General features: G+C 52.4%; 19 protein-coding genes. 2 read left to right on the top strand and 17 right to left on the bottom strand.

The features are described from left to right. Positions 1–25: 25 nt before the first annotated feature. From xerA to DFP95_RS03025, 5 genes are all read right to left on the bottom strand, one after another. Positions 26–1,171, bottom strand: coding sequence for a site-specific tyrosine recombinase/integron integrase (gene xerA, locus DFP95_RS03045; protein WP_220376309.1), 1,146 nt, complete (start codon positions 1,169–1,171; stop codon positions 26–28). A gap of 216 nt (positions 1,172–1,387) precedes the next feature. Next, positions 1,388–1,771 carry a ribosomal maturation YjgA family protein gene (locus DFP95_RS03040; RefSeq protein WP_115991351.1) on the bottom strand — a complete coding sequence of 128 codons (384 nt, stop codon included), beginning with the start codon at positions 1,769–1,771 and terminating at the stop codon, positions 1,388–1,390. Positions 1,772–1,818: 47 nt separating this feature from the next. Then, the gene (locus DFP95_RS03035; protein WP_115991065.1) at positions 1,819–2,217 is read right to left on the bottom strand and encodes a YhfM domain-containing protein; all 399 of its coding nucleotides are present in this window, start codon (positions 2,215–2,217) and stop codon (positions 1,819–1,821) included. 180 nt (positions 2,218–2,397) lie between these two features. Continuing rightward, the gene (locus tag DFP95_RS03030; RefSeq protein ID WP_115991064.1) at positions 2,398–4,107 is read right to left on the bottom strand and encodes an ATP-binding cassette domain-containing protein; all 1,710 of its coding nucleotides are present in this window, start codon (positions 4,105–4,107) and stop codon (positions 2,398–2,400) included. Continuing rightward, on the bottom strand, positions 4,088–4,966 hold the full coding sequence (locus DFP95_RS03025) for an energy-coupling factor ABC transporter ATP-binding protein (RefSeq protein WP_115991063.1): 879 nt from the start codon (positions 4,964–4,966) through the stop codon (positions 4,088–4,090). Before DFP95_RS03025 ends, DFP95_RS03030 begins: the two co-directional genes overlap by 20 nt. 100 nt (positions 4,967–5,066) lie before the next feature. On the opposite strand from DFP95_RS03025, the gene DFP95_RS03020 reads away from it, so the two are divergent. Continuing rightward, positions 5,067–5,717, top strand: a complete 651-nt coding sequence (locus DFP95_RS03020; protein WP_115991062.1) for a biotin transporter BioY — start codon at positions 5,067–5,069, stop codon at positions 5,715–5,717. Positions 5,718–5,860: 143 nt separating this feature from the next. Beyond that, positions 5,861–6,472 carry a hypothetical protein gene (locus tag DFP95_RS03015; RefSeq protein WP_115991061.1) on the top strand — a complete coding sequence of 204 codons (612 nt, stop codon included), beginning with the start codon at positions 5,861–5,863 and terminating at the stop codon, positions 6,470–6,472. Between the two features lie 158 nt (positions 6,473–6,630). Here the strand turns inward: DFP95_RS03015 and DFP95_RS03010 are convergent, their stop codons facing one another. The 12 genes from DFP95_RS03010 to DFP95_RS02955 form a co-directional block, all read right to left on the bottom strand. Continuing rightward, positions 6,631–7,104 (bottom strand): YlbF/YmcA family competence regulator, encoded by a 474-nt coding sequence (locus DFP95_RS03010; protein WP_115991060.1) that lies wholly within the window; start codon positions 7,102–7,104, stop codon positions 6,631–6,633. A gap of 29 nt (positions 7,105–7,133) precedes the next feature. Next, positions 7,134–8,696 (bottom strand): tRNA (N6-isopentenyl adenosine(37)-C2)-methylthiotransferase MiaB, encoded by a 1,563-nt coding sequence (miaB, locus tag DFP95_RS03005; RefSeq protein ID WP_115991059.1) that lies wholly within the window; start codon positions 8,694–8,696, stop codon positions 7,134–7,136. 195 nt (positions 8,697–8,891) lie between these two features. Continuing rightward, a complete protein-coding gene (locus DFP95_RS03000) occupies positions 8,892–9,482 on the bottom strand; it encodes a phosphate propanoyltransferase (protein WP_115991058.1) in 591 nt (196 codons plus the stop codon). 88 nt (positions 9,483–9,570) lie between these two features. Beyond that, positions 9,571–10,437 carry a 2-oxoacid:ferredoxin oxidoreductase subunit beta gene (locus DFP95_RS02995; RefSeq protein ID WP_115991057.1) on the bottom strand — a complete coding sequence of 289 codons (867 nt, stop codon included), beginning with the start codon at positions 10,435–10,437 and terminating at the stop codon, positions 9,571–9,573. Position 10,438: 1 nt separating this feature from the next. After that, positions 10,439–12,175 (bottom strand): 2-oxoacid:acceptor oxidoreductase subunit alpha, encoded by a 1,737-nt coding sequence (locus DFP95_RS02990; protein WP_115991056.1) that lies wholly within the window; start codon positions 12,173–12,175, stop codon positions 10,439–10,441. A 184-nt stretch (positions 12,176–12,359) separates the two neighbouring features. Continuing rightward, positions 12,360–13,304 carry a dipeptidase gene (locus DFP95_RS02985; RefSeq protein ID WP_115991055.1) on the bottom strand — a complete coding sequence of 315 codons (945 nt, stop codon included), beginning with the start codon at positions 13,302–13,304 and terminating at the stop codon, positions 12,360–12,362. A 163-nt stretch (positions 13,305–13,467) separates the two neighbouring features. Further along, positions 13,468–13,728, bottom strand: coding sequence for a stage V sporulation protein SpoVS (gene spoVS, locus DFP95_RS02980; RefSeq protein ID WP_027084382.1), 261 nt, complete (start codon positions 13,726–13,728; stop codon positions 13,468–13,470). A gap of 169 nt (positions 13,729–13,897) precedes the next feature. Continuing rightward, positions 13,898–14,692, bottom strand: coding sequence for a TIGR00282 family metallophosphoesterase (locus tag DFP95_RS02975; protein ID WP_115991054.1), 795 nt, complete (start codon positions 14,690–14,692; stop codon positions 13,898–13,900). A 118-nt stretch (positions 14,693–14,810) separates the two neighbouring features. Then, on the bottom strand, positions 14,811–16,352 hold the full coding sequence (gene rny / locus DFP95_RS02970) for a ribonuclease Y (protein ID WP_115991053.1): 1,542 nt from the start codon (positions 16,350–16,352) through the stop codon (positions 14,811–14,813). A gap of 254 nt (positions 16,353–16,606) precedes the next feature. Beyond that, positions 16,607–17,599, bottom strand: coding sequence for a regulatory protein RecX (locus DFP95_RS02965; protein WP_115991052.1), 993 nt, complete (start codon positions 17,597–17,599; stop codon positions 16,607–16,609). Positions 17,600–17,698: 99 nt separating this feature from the next. Beyond that, positions 17,699–18,757: a recombinase RecA gene (gene recA, locus DFP95_RS02960; RefSeq protein WP_115991051.1), complete on the bottom strand. Its 1,059-nt coding sequence runs from the start codon at positions 18,755–18,757 to the stop codon at positions 17,699–17,701. A gap of 235 nt (positions 18,758–18,992) precedes the next feature. Further along, positions 18,993–20,246 carry a competence/damage-inducible protein A gene (locus tag DFP95_RS02955; protein ID WP_115991050.1) on the bottom strand — a complete coding sequence of 418 codons (1,254 nt, stop codon included), beginning with the start codon at positions 20,244–20,246 and terminating at the stop codon, positions 18,993–18,995. Positions 20,247–20,257: the final 11 nt, after the last annotated feature.

Genomic DNA, 20,257 nt, shown 5'->3' with positions numbered 1-20,257 from the left:
CCACCTTATCTGTTCCACATTTGCACTAATTATCCTGCTTTTTCATGATTCGATCCAAGGGACTCACGATTTTACGAACGTCCTTCACCGCTACATGGGTATAGATTTCGGTCGTTTGAATGCTTCTATGTCCCAGCAACTCTTGAATATAGCGAATGTCTATTCCCTCTTCGAGGAGATGAGTGGCAAAAGAATGCCGCAACGAATGCACGCTCACGGCTTTATCGATCTTTGAAGCTTTAACAGCTTGTTCGAACACTTTCTGGACGGTTCTCTCGGTTAGATGTCCTTTAGAGTCCTGACCCGGGAACAGCCAAACTTCAGGTTTATACATTAGAATATATTGGTTAATAACTTCCACTGCCGCATCCGACAAAATAGTAATCCTATCCTTTTTGCCCTTTCCCTGACGAATATGCAAGGTTTTGCGCTCCCGATCCATATCAGCTACTTTTAGTCGAACAACTTCGCCCACGCGTAATCCGGAGGAGTATATGATGTAGAAAATGGCTCTGTGTTTTCTGTTCTCCACGACGGATAACAACCTCAGAACCTCGTTTTGTCCTAAAACATTCGGTAGCTTCTGCTCCTTTTTCGGACGAACATATGGAAAGCTTTCACCTTGCATGCCGCAGACCTTATCGAGGTAGAACTTTATCGCGCTAATAGCTTGATTTACATAAGAATGCGATAATTCATCACTTAATAAATGATGGCTATAAGACGGCATCAAGTCGAGCGAGGATAGCTTCCGATTCTGTTCGTAATACCTATAGAACCTCTCGACATGTCCGCAATAGGCTCTGATCGTTCTCATACTATACCCGCGGACTTTCAATTCGAAAATCAGCTTGCTTTCCACGTAAGAGCTCCAATGTGAATTTTCCAAATCTACTTTACGATGATCCTCATCCATAACCTCTTTGTTTCGACTATTAGGACTTAATAGATAACATTCCGCTTGTAAATCCTGGCTTACTCCTACTTCCACATCTCTAAATAAATCAATGAACCGCTCGACTTGTTGCATCGTATACGGAATAATCCACACCCGCTCCTTCGGAAGCCACCGGCTCCCACCAAACCTGACCATTCGATTCCACCACTCCACGTGATAACCGAATCGCACCACCAATTCCCGCTCATTCCTCTTTCCCAACCAAATTTCCATACCCGAATCTCCCCCATCCTTCTGCAACTATTTAAAAACAAAAGAGGCCACCTATCGCTTTGGATAGGAATGACCTCACGATTCTTTCGGAGTATGTCCTTCTTCGATCATAGCACTGCCATCTTCCTCGCGTCTACCTCAGCTTCCCAACGATGATACTCCTTATTTTTGTTCATTTCTTTCGCAACCAAATCGGCTCTTCAAGCTTCCCTGCAACTAATCCCGCCCGACTCTCATAAACCAATCTACTAAAAAAGTCACCGCAATCCCCAAACCATACCTCACGAAATCCACGGCGAGGAAGCCCTGCCCCAGGATCAACGCACCTAATGTCGTGCTTCTAATCTCGTTAATCCACTCCGCCTGATACAGCTGGCTGACTTCCACTCCGCAACAGAACGCGGCGCTCAACCCAAGTGCCCACATCCTACTCCGCCGAACGTCAAGCATCCGAAACCCCAGATAAACCATACTCGCCCACAAGCCATCCCCGAAATGTTCGGCAACGAATACCGGTAATTCCGCCGCGAACTCCCGCGAGCTTATTCCCAGAATAACGACGACAACGATCGCGCAGCCATAGTATAATCTTTCTCTCATCCCATGTTTCCCCGCTCCGCCTACTGCCTCTCCCGCTCCAACCATCGCTACTTCCCGACCCCGAGAATTTTCTTGAGTTTGTTTGCGGTCTTTTCGCCTATCGTATAGATCGTTCCTGAATTAGGCAGCTTCATGAGCGTGCCTTTCCGGTAGCTTTCGCTGAGCCACAGGTTGTATTTCTTATCGTTCAGATAGAACCGATAATCCGGTGCCGCGATGTCGACTTTTCCTGGCTGCTTATTAGCGAATCTAGCGGCGTAAGTGAAGGTTTTGACCGTTTCCTTGTCCGTGAAGACTCGTTTCGAGCCCTGAACCTGTTCCCCTTGCTCCGTCACCGCATACACGACGACCTCGTCCGCCATCACGCGGAAAGCATAGAAATATGCCGACACCCCGATCAATGCCGCAAGCGCGATAACGACGCCCCACTTTCTCTTTACCGACATCCGAGCCGCTCCCTCCGGAAAAATGAATCTCGAGAACCGTTCCGTCTTTTCTCATCCCTATTCTACACTAAGAGATCATACGACGGTTATCCGATACTTAAGAACAAACCCGCCGAAACCGAATTCCTATTCGGTTCCGCGCCAACACAGAACTAGACAGCCAATCGGCGCCGCATCAACCTAGCGATTGGTGAACCCCCACAAGCCAACTGCTAGGACTAACGCTCCGAGAACGAATCCATAGTCCCTCTTCTTCCATCTCAGCCTCGTCCCCTGAGTCGGCCGAGCGTCCAAGCCGACTCCCCTGCTTTCCAGAGCTAGCGTAACCTCGTCTCCTAATCGGAACAAGGCAAGCAGGAACGGGATAGACACATCCCGAAGCCTCCTTCCGATCGCTATCGGGTTACGGGAGATAGACTTCCCTCGCGATAAGAAAATCCGCACGAAACGCTCCCACAGCTCCAGCAATACGGGCACGAATCTCATCATAAGCGCGACTATCAAGGTCAATTGTTGCGCCCGTTTCGGCAGCTTTCCTCTGAACGTTAGCAGCTGTTCCAGCGCTCTTCTTAACGACAACGGAGACATAACGAGCGGAATCGCCAGCCCCAGCAATAGGATAAACAGCGTTCTCGTGAAAGTGAGCAACGTTGCCAAGAAAGCTCCGCCTTCGAACGCTCCGCCCTCTCCGCTGGCGCCCCAAGCAAAAATCGCCGAAGTCAGCACCGAGAAAATCACGAAGCTCAAAATCATCGAATGCCAGCGTTTAAGCGATACTCGTCCCGCGTATAGAAGCAAACACACGATCAGACCGCCAACGCCTAACGCGACCCAATCCGCCAACGCCAGAAGCCCGGTCGAAATAAGCACATACGATAACCAAACCGAACGAGGATCGAACCCCTTCAAGCGATGCGATTTCTTTTTCTCCGCGCGCACTACCGTCTCACTCTGTCTAGAAGCCTCCTCTTCTACCTTTTCCAACATCCCCTCGCTCCTGATCGGAGCAGTCGGCCAAGCTTTTGCCACTGCCGCGGGATTCCATATTTTATCCGAAGAAACTCCGCTTCTGCATAACAGATTCGCCACGCGCAGCCATTCCGGTATGCTCATCCCCGTGTCTTCCAGCCATTCCGGATGCTCGAGCAGTTCATTGCGGCTGCAGAATCGAAGCGATCCGTCTCTGCTTAATAGCAAGACGCCATCCGCCAGGGCCATCGCCCAATCGGAGTCATGCGAGACGAGCACGATTCCTTTGCCGCTCTCTCTCAAATTCGCCAATTCGCGGGCAACCGTCTCGTGTCCCGCTCCGTCGAGACCGGCGGTCGGCTCATCCAACAGAAGCCACGGGCTAGGCGTAACGAATACCGAAGCCAGAGCGGATCTGCGACGCTCCCCGCCGCTCATTTGGTAGGGATCTCTCGTCAACCAACCCGATGGTTCCCAACCGACCGCCCTTATCGCCGAATCTCGTAATTCCTCTCTCTTTTCCTCGGCTACTTTGTACGGTTTCAGCGAATAATCGAGCTCTTCCCGCACGCTCCTTGCAAATAATCCTTCTTCCGGCGATTGGCACGCATAGCCATACCGACGAAGCGCCAGCTCGTTAAGACGCTTTCTCCCGGTCCATCCCGATATCCACAAAGCCTCAGTACCGTAAATCGTTTGCAATCCTTCGGGCGGTCTCAATCCCGCTATTTTCTCTAACAAGGTTGATTTTCCCGCACCGTTCGGCCCCATGATTAACGTTATCGTCCCCGGCGCGAGTCGCAAGCCCGTTGAACGACTATACTCCTCTTTCTCCGCTCCTCTACGCCAACGGATCCCGTCCAGCTGCAAGGTTTCCGATGCCGAGTGATCTTGATTCTCTCTATTTCCCCTCGTCGCCAACGTTCTCCAACACCTTTCCCCACTCTAACGCCGTCATCGGCAACGGATCATTTAGTTTCCCTATATCTCTGAGCTCCATCGCCATGGCAGCCAGGTATGGCAATCTTAAACCCGCCCTGAGGCAAGGGGATACCGACCTTCGTCCTCTCGCCTCTTTCGCTTCTACCAACTCTTCCGATATTCCATAGAGAAATTCGCGAGATTCCCCATCGAAAATAACGCTCCCCCCGCCGATCGCCACAACGCGAGAATCCGGTTCAAGCTCATCCAATCGCTGCGTCACCCATACAACGGCGGTTCCGTTCCTATTTAAATCGCGAGCTATCCGCATAACCGCATCCCGATTCGAATCATCTAACATCGATGTCGCTTCGTCCAATACAAGCAGCTTCGTTTCTCCAGCCGTAGCCGCGGCGATGGCCGCAAGCTGCTGCTGTCCGCCGGACAACCGATCCCACGTCGAATCCGCAACGGCGGTTAATCCCGTCCTATTTAAGGCTCGCTCTACTAAAGCGTTTATATTCTCTAACGCAATGCCCCGCCACTGCAAAGCAAATACGACCTCTTCGCGAGGCGTCTCTCCGAATAACTGAGACTTAGGCTGCTGCAGCACGATCGGACAACTCTGTCCGGCGAATCCTCTTATTATTTCTCCGGTTACGTGGTCCGCTTGAAGACCCGCGAGCAATCTGGCAAGCGTCGATTTGCCGCTTCCATTCACGCCTACGACGGATAGCCACTCTCCCGGCGCCATAACCAGATTGATATCTTCCAGACGAACCGATAGTTCGCCATCCGTATTGTCTCCGAATACCGATACGTCTTTCAACACGATATTTTCAGGCTCCGCTACCCTCATTTTGCAAAATCCCTCTTTTCAATCCGTCCATCACGTGCTACAATCTCAATTGTTAACCATTATCCTGATTACAGGTTAACATTTAGGAGGCTTTTTGACAATGACTAACTCATCCACTTCCGTACCGACGCAATCCGTAAGCAGAACCAACAATCAATGGATCAGAGGCATCGTCTACACTGCCTTATTCGGCGCTTTGTTTATCGTCGCGACTCTGATCAAGATCCCTTTGGGGTTCACGCCGATTCCCATCTCCATGGGAACGTTCGCCATTATGCTCGCCGGGGGATTACTCGGTGCCGTATACGGTTTCTGGAGCATATTCATCGTCGTAGCCCTAACCGCGACCGGCCTTCCGTTCATCGGAGGAAGCGGCGGCATCGCCAAGCTCACGGGCCCGTCGGCAGGATACATATGGATGTACCCGGTTGCCGCGTTTCTCATCGGGCTAGTAAGCGACTACTTGTTCGCCAAACGCAAAACGCTTACTCGAGCTCAGCAAGGACTTCTGCTTCTCGGCATTTTCGTTTTCGGGTCTCTGATTCTGTATACGACGGGCATTCCTTGGCTCGCTCACGCGGTAGACGATGCCAAGTACGATACGCTATCCGGTGCGCTGAAGGCGGGATTATATCCGTTCCTTGCCGGGGATGCCATTAAAGCCGTTGTGGCTACGCTTGTTATCGTTTCTATTCGGCCCATGCTTCCCGCCATACGACCTCGGATCAAGAAAAATAAAACGGAAGCATAAACGGACATCTTCTAAGGACTCCCTCTTTCGCGGGGAGTCCTTTTTGCGCGTGCAGGACGATGGTACAAACAAGCTCGGCACGCCTCGCATAAAGTAGAAGGATTCTGAGATTCATCTGCCTTGAAGGAGTGTGTCCCATCTCTATGGCAAGCGGACAATTAGATTTGTTTATCGCCAAGCTACCCGTTAATACTGTCGTACTAACTCTTAATTGCTTCGATTCGGCATCGGAATTGCTTGCCATCCCTCGTAATGCGACGATTACGTTGAAACGCGGGACGATCAAACAAGCTATCCAGCTTCAGTTCCTTGAAGGCAGGGAATGCTTCGCCGACTTCATGGAAATGAATTTCTCGCTAGCTCGCCGTTTCCAACTTACCGCTTTACGCAGATATACCCTTACCTATAATCCAAGCGATCAATCGCTCACCGTCAAGCCCTCGCCTCTTAGCGAGACGACCTCGATACTCATGACTAGCACGCTTGGAGCCGGAACGTTATCCGTCGGTTATGAGTTGTTATCCAGACTCGGAATTCCCGAACGACAAGGAACGATCATAAAAGTCCGGCAAGGCAGGAATATCGCTCGCTTCCGCCTGCATATCCCCGCCAACTTATCGGACGATCGCATTCGCTTGCCTTCTTTATGGTTGCAAAAGTGGAAGCTGAATGCCAATCACCAGCATCAGTTGCAATTCGATCAAAGGAATTTCACTTTGAGCCTCACCGCATCGGCATCGTCGAATAGCCGGTAATAGCCTTTCCGCAAGTAAATAGGCCTTCTACTTCTTTGGGACCGTTGTGAATTATGCGTTTGTATCGAGCTATCAGATGAGTATATATTCTTCTGATAGTTTAACAAAGAGAGGACCACGCGAACCGCGTGGCCCTCTCTTTGTTATCTAAATTTTGCTTAATCGCACTCTTCCGGATCTTCGGCCGGCGAAGCGGCCTCGACGTCCAGCTTCTCTGCAACCGAATCGCGGATGACCGATACGATGGATTGCAGCAAGTAGTTCACGTCTACTTGGCTCTGCTGGAACTGCTGCACGATCGGGATATTGTCCAACTCGTCTTGGATAGTATCGATCTCGCCTTCGATTTTCTCCACCATGGCCGGATTCTTGAACGTATTCTGGAACGCGACGAGCTCTTTTTGTTTTTTCTTGATCGTCGCGATCAGCCCTTGGACTCGGTCGTGAGTCTGGATCAGCTTCTCCGAGCGCTGATACATTTCGACTTCCTCGGACGTCGTAATCAACTGCGCCAATTCCTTGGCTCTCGCTAATATATCCTCGCGAACGATCAGATCGCGGTTATCGAACGACGGCATTCCGCTGCCATCCTCGTTATGGTCGTGATCATGGTCATGTGCATGTGCTGACATTTGCTTATTCCTCCCGATCTACTCGTTCTTTATCCTGCAAAGCTAGCCGCCATCGGCTCGCTAACGACTTCCGCTTTCACGTACCAGGTTTGCGCCGCCGTCACCTTCACTTGCACGAACTTCCCGATCCATTCCTTGTCTCCTTCGAAATGAATGAGCTTGTTCGAGCGGCTACGGCCGGATAACACGGTTGATTTATTTTTGCTTTCGCCTTCTACCAGCACTTCTATAACCTGTCCGATTAACTCGTTATGATGCTTAAGGGACAACTCTCCCACCAATGCGTTTAACCGGGCAAGCCGTTTCTGCTTGACCTCGAGCGGAACGTCGTCGGTCATATCGTACGCCGGCGTACCCTCCCGCGGAGAGTAGATGTACGTGTAAGCCGACGTAATACCGGCTTCTCTCATGAGCGACATCGTATCCTCGAATTGCTCTTCCGTTTCGCCCGGGAAACCGACGATTACGTCGGTCGTCAGCACCGCGTTCGGTATTTCCTTGCGTATCCGTTCGGCCAGCTCCAAGTAGCGCTCGCGCGTATATTTGCGGCTCATCCGTTTGAGCACTTCCGTGCTGCCCGATTGAACGGGGAGATGAATATGCTCTACTAGATTGCCGCCTTTAGCGAGAACCTCGATCAGATGATCGTCGAAATCTCTCGGATGCGAAGTCGTAAACCGAACGCGAGGAATATCGATCTTATGGATGTCGTTCATCAAGTCGCCGAAACGATAACCGCGGTCCGTGAAATCTTTGCCGTAAGCGTTGACGTTCTGTCCGAGCAGCGTAATTTCCTTGAAGCCCTGGCGCGCGAGCTCGCGAACTTCCGCGATGACGTCCTCCGGTAACCGGCTACGCTCTTTGCCTCGCGTATAGGGAACGATGCAATACGTACAGAACTTATCGCAGCCGTACATGATATTCACCCAAGCGCGCAAGCCTTCCGTGCGTTTCTTAGGCAAGTTCTCGATGATGTCGCCTTCCTTGGACCACACGTCGATGACCATTTCCTTGCCGTAATGCGCTTCCTGCAGCAAGTGGGGTAAGCGATGAATATTGTGCGTTCCGAAAATCATATCGACATGCGCGTGCTTCTGCATGATCCGGTTCACGACCGACGCTTCTTGAGACATGCATCCGCAGACGCCGAGGATGAGCTCGGGACGCTGCTGCTTAAGCACCTTCATGTGTCCGAGCTCGCCGAATACCTTATCTTCCGCGTTCTCTCTTACCGCGCAAGTATTATAGAGAATAACATCCGCTTGCATGCGGTCTTCCGTCGATACGTAACCCATTTCCTCGAACAAACCGCGCATAACCTCGGTGTCGTGCTCGTTCATCTGACAGCCGTAAGTATAAATCAAATATTTTTTCCCAACTCCGAGGTGCTTCAGCTCTTCCGGAACGGCATTCTCATAATGGACTTGAATTTCTTCTTTGCCCCGTTGCTTCTCCTGCCTGTAATCGGGCTCGGAGACGATATGAATATCCCGTCCGTTCAGACGGATCGTTTTGCCGCTTTGGTCCTCGGAAATGACTTTGGCACCGGAGAAATCGAAGTATTTACTGAAATCCTTGGATTCTTTGGCCATTTCCATTTCCCCTCCTAAGTAAACACGGGGAATTCCCGCCCACTCCTAGTCAATCCTTCGTATTATATCATGAACCGCCATTCCCCGCTATTGGGGAAACAGCGGTTTCAAACGTGAATATACCGCGAAAATCGGGAGGATCTCCGCCGATTGTTGTACTCGAGTTCTCTCTGCTCGCATGATGCATTTTCAAGACTACTCGATAATCTCACCGAAGTCGCCGGTGTTTGCGCCGGAGGCGTTGCCTTCATCAGTGTCGATGTGCATGTCAAGCGCGAACTGATCGGAGACGCGAGCCAGTACTTGCTCGAACACGACTCCACGCTCGCCGCCTACGCGAACTCTGAGCAGCTGCTTGTCCGTGATCCCCCAGCGTACCGCGTCCGATGTGTGGAAATGGATATGGCGTGCCGCGACGATAACGCCCTTGTCCACGTTAACTTCCCCCGCTGGCCCGACAATGCGAATGCCCGGCGTGTCATCGATGCTGCCGGATTCGCGCAGGGGCGGCTGAAGTCCTAACGAGAAGGCATCCGTCCGGGACACCTCTAACTGAGTCGCTTTGCGGACCGGACCCAGGATGCGTACTTTAGGGAAAGAACCTTTCGGTCCGTATACGGCAACCGTTTCGTTGGCGGCGAATTGCCCCGGCTGGGACAACGGCTTGAATTCCGTTAACGACTCGCCGGCTCCGAATAGAAGCTCGACATGCTCTTGAGTGAGATGGATATGGCGTGCTGAAACGCCTACTGGGACTTTCTTGCTTTCCGTCGAAGATGAAGACATCGTTATCCCAACCTTTGTTTAGTTTCCTACTCCCAGTATAGCGCAAGAGACGCGCGGGACAAACCCGCGCGCCTCACGTATGGGATGCTTATTTGAATTCCATCAACAGTTTGTCAAAGTCTGCGCGGGATAGCTGGATATCTTGCTTAGCTAGCCCTTCCTCTTTGAATCCGACGATCAATTCGTCGTAGGCTTTGCGTGCTTTGTTCTGGTAGATCAGACCGGTAACCATGCCGTTCGTTTCCATGATCTTGGTCATAGCCGCGATCCGGTTGGACGGGTCGTAATCCGGGAATTGCTCCAGATTAACGATATTTTCTTTGAACCAATCGTAGGTGTTCACTTTATTGAACGTTACACAAGGGCTGAACACGTTAATCAGCGAGAAGCCTTTGTGCTTCAAGCCTTCCTCGATCAGCATCGTCAATTGCTTCAGATCGCTCGAGAACGATTGAGCGACGAACGTAGCACCCGCGGACAATGCGATCTCCAGCGGAGATAGCGTCGTTTCGATCGAGCCTTCCGGCGTCGATTTGGTCTTGAAGCCTTCCGCGCTGCGCGGGGAAGTTTGGCCTTTGGTTAACCCGTAGATCTGGTTATCCATGACGATGTACGTGACGTCGAGGTTACGGCGAATCGCATGAACCGTGTGTCCCATGCCGATCGCGAAGCCATCTCCGTCTCCGCCGGAAGCGATAACGGTAAGCTCGCGGTTAGCCAGCTTTACGCCTTGCGCGATCGGCAGCGAACGGCCGTGGATCCCGTGCAGTCCGTACGCATTGATGTAACCGGATATCCGGCCGGAGCAGCCGATTCCCGAAATGACAGCCAACTGCTCGGGCTCGAGTCCGACGTTCGCCGCCGCTCTCTGAATCGCCGCCTGCACGGAGAAATCGCCGCAGCCAGGACACCAGTTCGGCTTTACATTGTTACGAAACTCTTTGAATGTAGCCATCTTAGTTCAGCTCCTTACAGGCTTTGTGAATTTCCGAAGGCAAGAACGGCGTTCCGTCATATTTGAGGAGATTGCGGATCTTGTCATGGGATCCGTTGTTCTGTTTGATCAAGTTAGCCAATTGTCCTGTCGCGTTGTTCTCCAAGACGACGATTTGTTTGGCCGCGTCTAGATGCGGCTGCAGCAATTCCGCCGGGAACGGATGCATCTGGCGAACCATGATCTGATTCGTCGTGATCCCTTCCGCCGTTAAGCGGGCGCGCGCTTCCTCGATCGTTCCGCCGGTAGATCCCATCGCGATAATAAGCAGGTCGGGTTTCGCGTTCGGCGCATCCGCTTTGATCGCGTTCGTGACGCGAAGCTCGCTGATCTTGCCTAAACGTTTGTCCATCATCTTCTCGCGGTTCAACGCGTTCTCGGAAGGTCTGCCTTCTTGATCGTGCTCTACACCGGTAACATGGTGAATTCCGTTCTTCATTCCCGGGAGCACGCGCGGAGACACTCCGTCTTCCGTCAGCTCGTAACGCTTGAACAAACGGTTATCTTCGTTGGCAGGCAATTCTCCCGATAATAGCTTCCCCCGGTTGATCACGATTTTGTCGTAATCAAGCGCTTCCGAAGTTTGTTTACCTAAAGACAATTGCAAATCCGTCGCGATAATAACCGGAATTTGATATTGCTCGGAGATATTGAAGCCTTCTATCATATCATAGAAGCATTCTTCGATCGTGCTCGGCGCGACGACCAGCTTCGGGATCTCGCCGTGCGTGCCGTAGATCAGCGCGTTGATGTCGGATTGCTCCTGCTTCGTCGGCAACCCCGTGGAAGGCCCGCCGCGCTGCGTGTCGACGATGACTAAAGGAGTCTCCGTCATTCCCGAAAGTCCGATCGCCTCCATCATGAGAGACAGACCCGGCCCGGCCGAGGCCGTCATCGTGCGAACGCCAGCGTAGTTGGCACCGATGGCCATCGTTACCGCGGCTATTTCATCTTCCGTTTGAACGACGGTGCCGCCGAACTTAGGAAGCTTCTTGATTAAATACTCCATGATTTCCGACGCCGGAGTAATCGGATAAGCGGCCATCAGTCGGCAGCCTGCCGCGACGCAACCTAACGCCATCGCCTCGTTGCCGATCATGAATAGCTTTTGTTGCCCGTCCGCGTCATCCAGCTTGAACTCGTCAAGCGGGCCGCCGGCTTGATCCAAGACGAATTCCGCGCCGCGACGAACCGCTTCGACGTTCTTCTCTACGATAGCCGGACCCTTCCGTCCGAATTCTTCTTCTACAGCTTTATTGAATACTTCCATCGGTAAACCGAGAAGCCCCCAGGATGCACCGGAAGCGACCATATTTTTCATGAGGGAGGTGCCAAGCTCTTCTGCTATGGCTGTAATCGGTACCGCGAAAAGCCGCGCTTGCACGCCATCCGGGATCGTCGGCGAGAATTTCGCGTCGGCCACGACGATTCCGCCCGGACGAAGCTCTCCTGCGTTCAAATCGATGCTTTCCTGGTCGAATGCAACAAGAATATCCAGGTCATCGGAAATCGCTCGAATCGGCTTCGTGCTGATGCGGATTTTGTTATTCGTGTGTCCGCCTTTAATCCGCGAGGAAAAATGCCGGTACCCATACAGGTAGTAACCCAGTCGGTTCAAAGCGGTGGAGAAAATACGGTCGGTACTTTCCACGCCTTCCCCTTGTTGGCCGCCAATTTTCCATGACAGTTGACTGATCACAGTGCCCATCTCCTCTTAATCTCTGGTTCGTTCGATTTCGACAGAATAATCTAATAATATTTTTTATTACCCTCATAAATATTATGTTTTACAAACGTAAATTGCAAGACATATTCGTGTAACCGACGCATAACACTTTGAGATGAAATCAATGCCTTATCGAGATAGATGTCAGGCTTACAGTTCACTTAGATAGATTTCTTGTAAAAAAACGGATGGCGTTTTTCCCTGCCATATCTTCTACGAAACTCTCCGGATATCGTTTCAACAACGCTTCGATCAGATCCGGGTATCGGCCCGGGTGCTCCAGCCCTTGTACATGCCGGGAGATTCCGTCGAAATCCGAGCCGAAAGCGATATGCCCCGCCCCCCCGAGCGAGCATATATGCTCCACATGGCGCAGGACGTCATCTATCGTTGCCGGTTCCCGCGAAGTCACGAACCAGGGGACGAAAGTAACCCCGATGATCCCTTCCGCCGATACGATAGCTTCTATTTGCTCGTCCGTTAAGTTTCGAGGATTGTCTTTAATCGAACGGGCGTTGGAGTGCGACGCGAAAAAAGGGCGTTTGGCGCGATCCGCCAACTCCCAGAAGCCCCGATCCGATAAATGAGATACATCTAATAGGATACCCAAATTTTCACATTCCGTAACCAATTGTCGTCCGGCTTTCGTGAATCCCGCTCCGCGAGGCTCCAATGCCCCGTCGCACGCCCAATTGGCATGATTCCATGTTGGACCCAATAGACGTAAACCCAATTTATGCAGCAGACGAAGCGCCCACAGTTTTCCTTGAAGCCCATCGGCACCTTCAAGCGACAGGATCGCGCCGATTTTCCCTTCTTGAATGGCGGCTTCGATATCTCCCGCTCTACGAACGAGCTTTATCCCTCGAACCGTGAGCACTTCGCTCCAAAACAATTCGGCGGCGCGGAATATCGATTCCGGATCGGACGGAATTTCATCGGGCAAATACAAAGCGAACACCTGCAAGCCTACCCCGCCAGCCCGCAAACGCTCCGGATTGACATCGAACCTTGCGTCGGCGATCGCTCCGCTCCAAGACGCATCGGGATATTCAAGCATTTTGCAAAGCACGTCAACATGCAAATCGGCTACCCTCATCATTCGTCTCCTCCCTGCTTCACTTCGTGATCAAAAGACGGCTTTTGAACAACCATTGTTGGCACAAAAAAACCTGTTGCTTCGATGTCATCGCCCCATAGCTTCTTTCAAGCTACTTCGCGACGATCATCTTGTAACAGGTCGACAGTTTATGCATGCTGATAGATTATCTTGGCTCCACAATAAGTTTAATTGCCGTCCGGTCTTCTCCATCGATCACGATATCCGTAAAAGCCGGGATGCAGATCAGGTCTACCCCGCTCGGAGCAACGAACCCGCGGGCGATAGCGACCGCCTTAACGGCTTGATTGAGCGCCCCGGCACCGATGGCTTGCAGTTCGGCAGCCCCGCGTTCGCGGAGAACGCCTGCCAGTGCGCCTGCTACGGAATTTGGATTGGACTTTGCGGAAACCTTTAATACTTCCATGACCAGTACCTCCTCTTATGACAACCCGCATCTTTCTACGGTTGCATCGGGAATTCATCGGAATCAAAGGATGGGCCCACTAAGGCATACTTATTCGGTAACCCGGACGATAATTCCTTCTTTTCCCGAGGGGTTTGGCCACAAAAGTGTCAATATATTCTGAAAATTCTTAAACAGCGATCCACGAATCCTCGTCTACGGTAATATTTTGAACTTTCAAAGCCTTTCCTGTCGTCTCGTCGATGTCCACGAATACGCCGTTTAAGGTCCATTTTCCTTCCGCGACGTTAAATCTACCCGGCATCCCCGTAATGAATCGACGCAATACCGTTTCTTTTTCCATCCCCAGAACGCCATCGCGAGGACCCGTCATACCGGCATCCGTTAAGTACGCAGTGCCTTCCGGCAAAATCCGAGCATCGTTCGTCTGAACGTGCGTATGCGTGCCGACCACCAATGACGCGTATCCGTCTAAATGCCAGCCCATAGCGATCTTCTCGCTAGTAGCTTCCGCATGAAAGTCCACGAGGACGCATTTCGTTTGACGGTGAAGCTCTTCGATCTCTTCGTCAGCCACCCGGAAAGGACATTCCGCCGGAGGAAGGAACGTGCGTCCGATCAGGTTGACGACGCCAAGCTCTTTGCCGTTTCCTTTTACAATCATGCTGCCCCGTCCTGGAGTCCCGTGCGGCAAGTTGGAAGGACGGACGATTCTCGGTTCATCGTCGATGAATTCGAAAATATCTCGATTGTCCCACGTATGGTTACCCATCGTAATTCCGTGCACGCCCCACTCGAACAGCTCCCGAGCGATCGTGGCCGTAATTCCGCGTCCGCCGGCGGCATTTTCTCCGTTAGCGATGATAATATGGGGATTATATTTGTCTTTGATCCACGGCAGCAACCGTTTAACGGTGTCCCTGCCTATATTGCCGACGATATCGCCTATGAAAACGACCTTCATAACCAGTTCACTCTCTCTTTCCAAATCCGTTCATTCAAAAATCCTACTCGCTGATGAAAAGGGAAAAGTGGCTGCATGTTGCCGCAGCCACTTTTCAGCCTTCCCTGCATTCCGTGAATTATTTGGCGTATTCGACCGCGCGGGTTTCACGAATGACGGTAACCTTGATGTGACCCGGATAGTCCAGCTCACCCTCGATTTTCTTCGTAATATCCCGAGCTAAGCGGAACGCCTCCGTATCGTCGATCTTCTCCGGTTGAACCATAACGCGAACTTCGCGTCCGGCTTGAATCGCGTACGATTTCTCGACGCCTTCGAACGATTCGGAGATAGCCTCCAGCTTCTCGAGCCGGCGGATATAAGTCTCCAAAGTTTCGCGGCGCGCTCCGGGACGAGCTGCGCTAAGCGCATCTGCCGCTCCGACGAGCATAGCGATAACCGAAGTCGCTTCCACGTCGCCGTGATGGGACGCGATACTGTTGATGACGACGGGATGCTCCTTGTATTTCTTCCCCAGTTCCACGCCGATCTCGACATGCGAGCCTTCCACTTCGTGGTCGAGCGCTTTGCCGATATCGTGAAGCAGTCCGGCGCGTTTAGCAAGCGTGATGTCTTCTCCTAGCTCCCCGGCCATCAGACCGGTTAAATAAGCGACTTCCATCGAATGCTTCAACACGTTCTGACCGTAGCTCGTCCGGAATTTCAGACGACCCAAGATCTTGATCAAATCCGGATGCAGGCCGTGCACGCCCACTTCGAAAGTGGCTTGCTCGCCATACTCGCGAATTCTTTCGTCGACTTCCTTGCGGGACTTCTCCACCATTTCCTCGATGCGAGCCGGATGAATCCGTCCGTCCGCCACCAATTTCTCCAGGGAGGTCCGGGCAATCTCGCGGCGAATCGGGTCGAAGCCCGATAGGATAACCGCTTCCGGCGTATCATCGATAATGAGGTCAATACCCGTTAAAGTCTCGAGTGCGCGGATGTTACGACCTTCACGACCGATAATGCGTCCCTTCATCTCTTCGTTAGGCAACGTGACGACGGATACCGTCGTCTCCGCCACGTGATCCGCGGCGCAACGTTGAATGGCTAAGGAGATGATATCGCGCGCTTTCTTGTCGCCTTCTTCTTTGGCTTGATTCTCGATTTCCTTGATCAGCTGAGCCGTTTCGTGACGCACTTCCTGTTCCACGTTCGACAGAATCATTTGTTTCGCGTCTTCCGTCGATAGGTTCGAAATGCGCTCCAATTCGTTCATCTGCTGTTTGTGCAGCGTCTCGATCTGATCTTGGGTCTCTTCGATCCGTTTCTCTTTGTTGGCGACTTGCTCCTCTTTGCGTTCCAACGCTTCTAACTTGCGATCCAGCGACTCTTCTTTTTGTAGCAGCCGCCTTTCCAGGCGTTGAATTTCGTTGCGGCGTTCGCGAATATCGCGTTCCGCTTCGTTACGGAGTTTGTGCACCTCGTCTTTGGCTTCCAGCACCGTTTCTTTGCGTACGGCTTCCGATTCTTTCTTGGCAGCTTCGACAATTTGAACCGCAGCCACTTCGGCACTAGAGATTTTGGCTTCCGCAATGGATTTGCGAGCGACATAACCGATCCCAAAGCAAAGGACGCCAACAACGAGAACGATGAGGACCCATATCGTAATATCCATGGTCATTCACCTCCTCGTTGCATCACCAAGGCAACCGCTTGGGGACACATATTCAATTGATTTTCCGGTTTCCAAACCGTTTGATTACATGTGAACAAAGCATTAAAGTCGAAAAAACGCGTTCCGAATCGCTTCTTGGAAGGAAAAAACGTTCAGAGTGGGAAGATGGAATACAGAATCATTTTATCTTTTGATAAATTAGATTGTCAAGCAAGGTTCTATAGAGGAATGAGGCTTCGCGGCTCCGCGTTCCATTAATCTTCCATATATTCCGTATCGTAAGGGTCGAACTCTCCGTAATCGGACTCCGATTCCGAATCTTCCGACTCGGCTGAAGCCTGCTGTACCGCCATTCTTACGACTCCGGAAGGGAATCCCCGGCGCAAGAGCACCGCCATCAGTTTCTGTTTGCGCTCCCTGTCATTTCCTTTGATATTCGGCCACCTTTTGCGAGCGATCGCAAGAGCCGATTCCTGTTCTACTTCCCCGTCCAGCTCGCCGATCGCTTGATCGACGTCTTCCCGACCTACGCCTCGTTGTAACAGCTCCTGCCTGATAAGCATCCGCCCCTTGCGCTGACCGACCGCACGTTGCTCCGTAAAGCGTTTGGCGTAAGCGGTGTCATCTATCATCCTTCCCGCGCGCAGACGCACTAGACAAGCTTCCACGACCTCTGGGACATACCCTTTACTCTTAAGCGCTTTGGTTAATTCCGAAGTCGTTCTCGCTTTTCGTTCCAGCATCATTAGAGCGGACCGGTAAGCGTCTTCCTTTTGCTCGTCCTGCTTCAACGTTTCGTATTCTTTCGCGGTCAATCGGCGGCCCTTCAGCAGCCTCCAACTGACCAAAGTATCTTCGTGAACCGTCAGCGTGGCTTCTCCTGCTCCGCGAGCAGACTGGGCGCCTGCGATAAGCGAGTCCACTTCATCCGTCCAATCGATAGCCAGTTGTTCCGCGTCTGATTGATCATTCGCCCCGGCAAATTCTAGACCAGCTTCGCCCGACGCGATATTTCCGGTCGCGAACTCGTCCAATTCGAGCATCAGCACGATTCTATACATATGGGGTTTCTTCGGATGCGATTCGATCGCGGTTACGACCGCGCCCATAACGGGCAGACTCAAAGGATTCGTCTCATCGTTCGTTAAGCCCGGTTTTTTGTCGCCGCCTCGCTTACCTCTGGCCCCTGCGCTACCGCTTTCGCCGCCCCAAGACTTGCCCGTCCCCGAACGTCTCGATTTGTACATCCCGTTTAGTTCCTCCTTCCTAAAAACACAAAGAGCGGCAAAATATGCCGCTTAATGTGTCTAGAATATGTTCAAATTACCTATGAGCTAAGTATCCGATTAAGCGTCTTCGCCAAACTCCGCATCGTCGTCTTCGCTAACAGCGAACGCGCCGGTGGCGGCTGCCGCTAACGAGGAGGACAATAAGGCTTCGCGGATCTGCTTCTCGATCTTGTCGGAAACCTCCGGGTTGTCCTTCAAATACTGCTTCGCGTTCTCTCGTCCTTGGCCAAGCCGTTCGCTATTGTAAGAGAACCAAGCTCCGCTCTTCTGGATGATGTCTTGCTCCGCGCCGATATCGATGATGCTTCCGACCTTGGAGATGCCCTCGCCGTACATGATATCGACATCCGCTTGCTTAAACGGAGGCGCCACCTTGTTCTTCACGACTTTGATCTTGGTCCGGTTACCGACAACGTCATTGCCTTGCTTGATCGCTTCGACGCGACGAACGTCCAGACGTACGCTTGCATAGAATTTCAATGCCCGTCCGCCCGGCGTAGTCTCCGGATTCCCGAACATAACGCCGATCTTCTCGCGAAGTTGGTTAATAAAAATCGCCAGACACTTGGATTTGCTAACCGCTCCGGAAAGCTTACGCATCGCTTGGGACATGAGGCGGGCTTGCAGCCCGACGAACGAATCTCCCATGTCTCCCTCGATCTCCGCTTTGGGAACGAGCGCGGCCACGGAATCGACGACGATAATATCAACCGCTCCGCTTCGTACCAGCGCTTCTGCAATCTCCAAAGCTTGTTCTCCCGTATCGGGCTGCGAGAGAAGCAATTCGTCGATGTTCACGCCGAGGTTTCTCGCATAAACCGGATCCAGCGCATGCTCGGCATCGATGAATGCCGCCGTTCCGCCTGCGCGTTGCACTTCCGCGATTGCGTGAAGGGAAACCGTTGTCTTACCGGAGGATTCCGGTCCGTATACTTCTATGATCCGCCCACGCGGGTATCCGCCTATGCCGAGCGCGATATCCAGCGCTAGTACTCCGCTGGAAACCGTTTCAACGGCGAGCTGCGGGTTCTCTCCCAATTTCATTACCGAACCTTTACCGAATTGCTTTTCAATCTGGCGCAAGGCCATGTCTAATGCGGCGCGACGATCTGACAACACACCCACATCCTTATCCTTTTTGATAGTTTTATCATACCTTGTTTCCAATCGTTTGCCAAGCATTTTGAGAACATTTGTTCGATTTTTTTACGAAAAAAGAACCGCAGCAAAGTAATCTTCGCTACGGTTCTTCCGCAACTTTCTAGTCGACTTTATCATACTCGCAATAAATTGACAAGTATCGACAATTATTCGTCGGAAATTTCGGTAGAAACGCCAACACCGAAGGAAACTACTCGCGACCGGTCAAGGATAGCCAAAGCATGTAGAGAGCCCTCTTGGTAGCCCGCAAACGAATACCCTCGCGGTCTCCGGACATTTGCAGCTTCTCTACCCGAGTCTCGCGTCCCCGTTCGGCTAGCCCTATGTACACAAGGCCGACGGCCTTATCCTCCGCGGCGGCGGGACCCGCGTTTCCCGTCACCGACAACGCGAAATCCGAATCCGCGGCCTTCCTCATGCCTTCCGCCATAGCCGCCGCCGTCTCGGAGCTGATCGCCCCGGGCGCTCCCGGGCCTTCCAGCATTTCCTTCGGAACGCCGAGTTGACTCGTCTTCATGCCGTTGCTGTACGTGACTACGCCGCCAAGATAGACAACGGCGCTACCCGGAATGGTCGTGATCAATTCGGACACCATTCCGCCGGTGCAACTCTCCGCCAGCGATAACGTCCGCCGTTGCTCGGTCAGAATCCGTACGACGGTCGCTTCGATCGGCACGTCTTCTTCCGCGTACAAATACGCCGCCGTTCTTCCGCGGATCTCGGCCAGCGTGCCGCCCATTTTGCGAGAAGCTTCCTCGGCGTCCCCCGCTTTCGTCGAAACGCGAATGGCGACTTCCCCTTCTTTGGCGTAGGGAGCAATGGTAGGATCCTGCTGTTCGCGGATGAGGTCGATCAGCAAATCCTCGAGTCCGGACTCGCCTATCCCCACGAACTTGAGCATGACGGAATGAAGCGCCGAAGCCGGCCCGAGCTGTTCCTTTAACCACGCGGAACCATCGTTATCGAACATCGGCTTCATCTCTCTCGGCGGACCGGGAAGCAGCATATAGCAAGTTCCTTCGACGTTTAGAGCATTGCCGACGGCAAGCCCGGTATCGTTCCGAAGCGGAGTCGCCCCGTCTACCAGCAAGGCTTGGCGGCGATTGCTCTCGACGAATGAACCTCCGCGGCCGGCGAACATATTCACGATCTTAGTCATCGTAGGTTCATGCAACTCGACGCCCCGGCCCAAATAATCGGCCAACGCGTCGCGCGTAAGGTCGTCGAGAGTCGGACCCAATCCGCCCGTAAATACGAGCAGCTCCGCTCTGCCTCGCGCGATGCCGATCGCCTCGATCAGCCTATCCTTGTTATCGCCGACCACGGTCTGATAATAAACATCAATGCCCAGCTCTGCCAACCCGCGCGACAGATACTGGGCGTTCGTGTTTACGATTTGACCGAGGAGCAGCTCCGTGCCGACAGCTATGATTTCTGCTCTCATGCTACTTAACG

The organism is Cohnella lupini (assembly GCF_003386205.1).
GTDB classification, from domain to species: domain Bacteria; phylum Bacillota; class Bacilli; order Paenibacillales; family Paenibacillaceae; genus Cohnella; species Cohnella lupini.
Note: the sequence above shows the minus strand (reverse complement) of the source record. Positions and strands in the feature narration are given on the sequence as shown.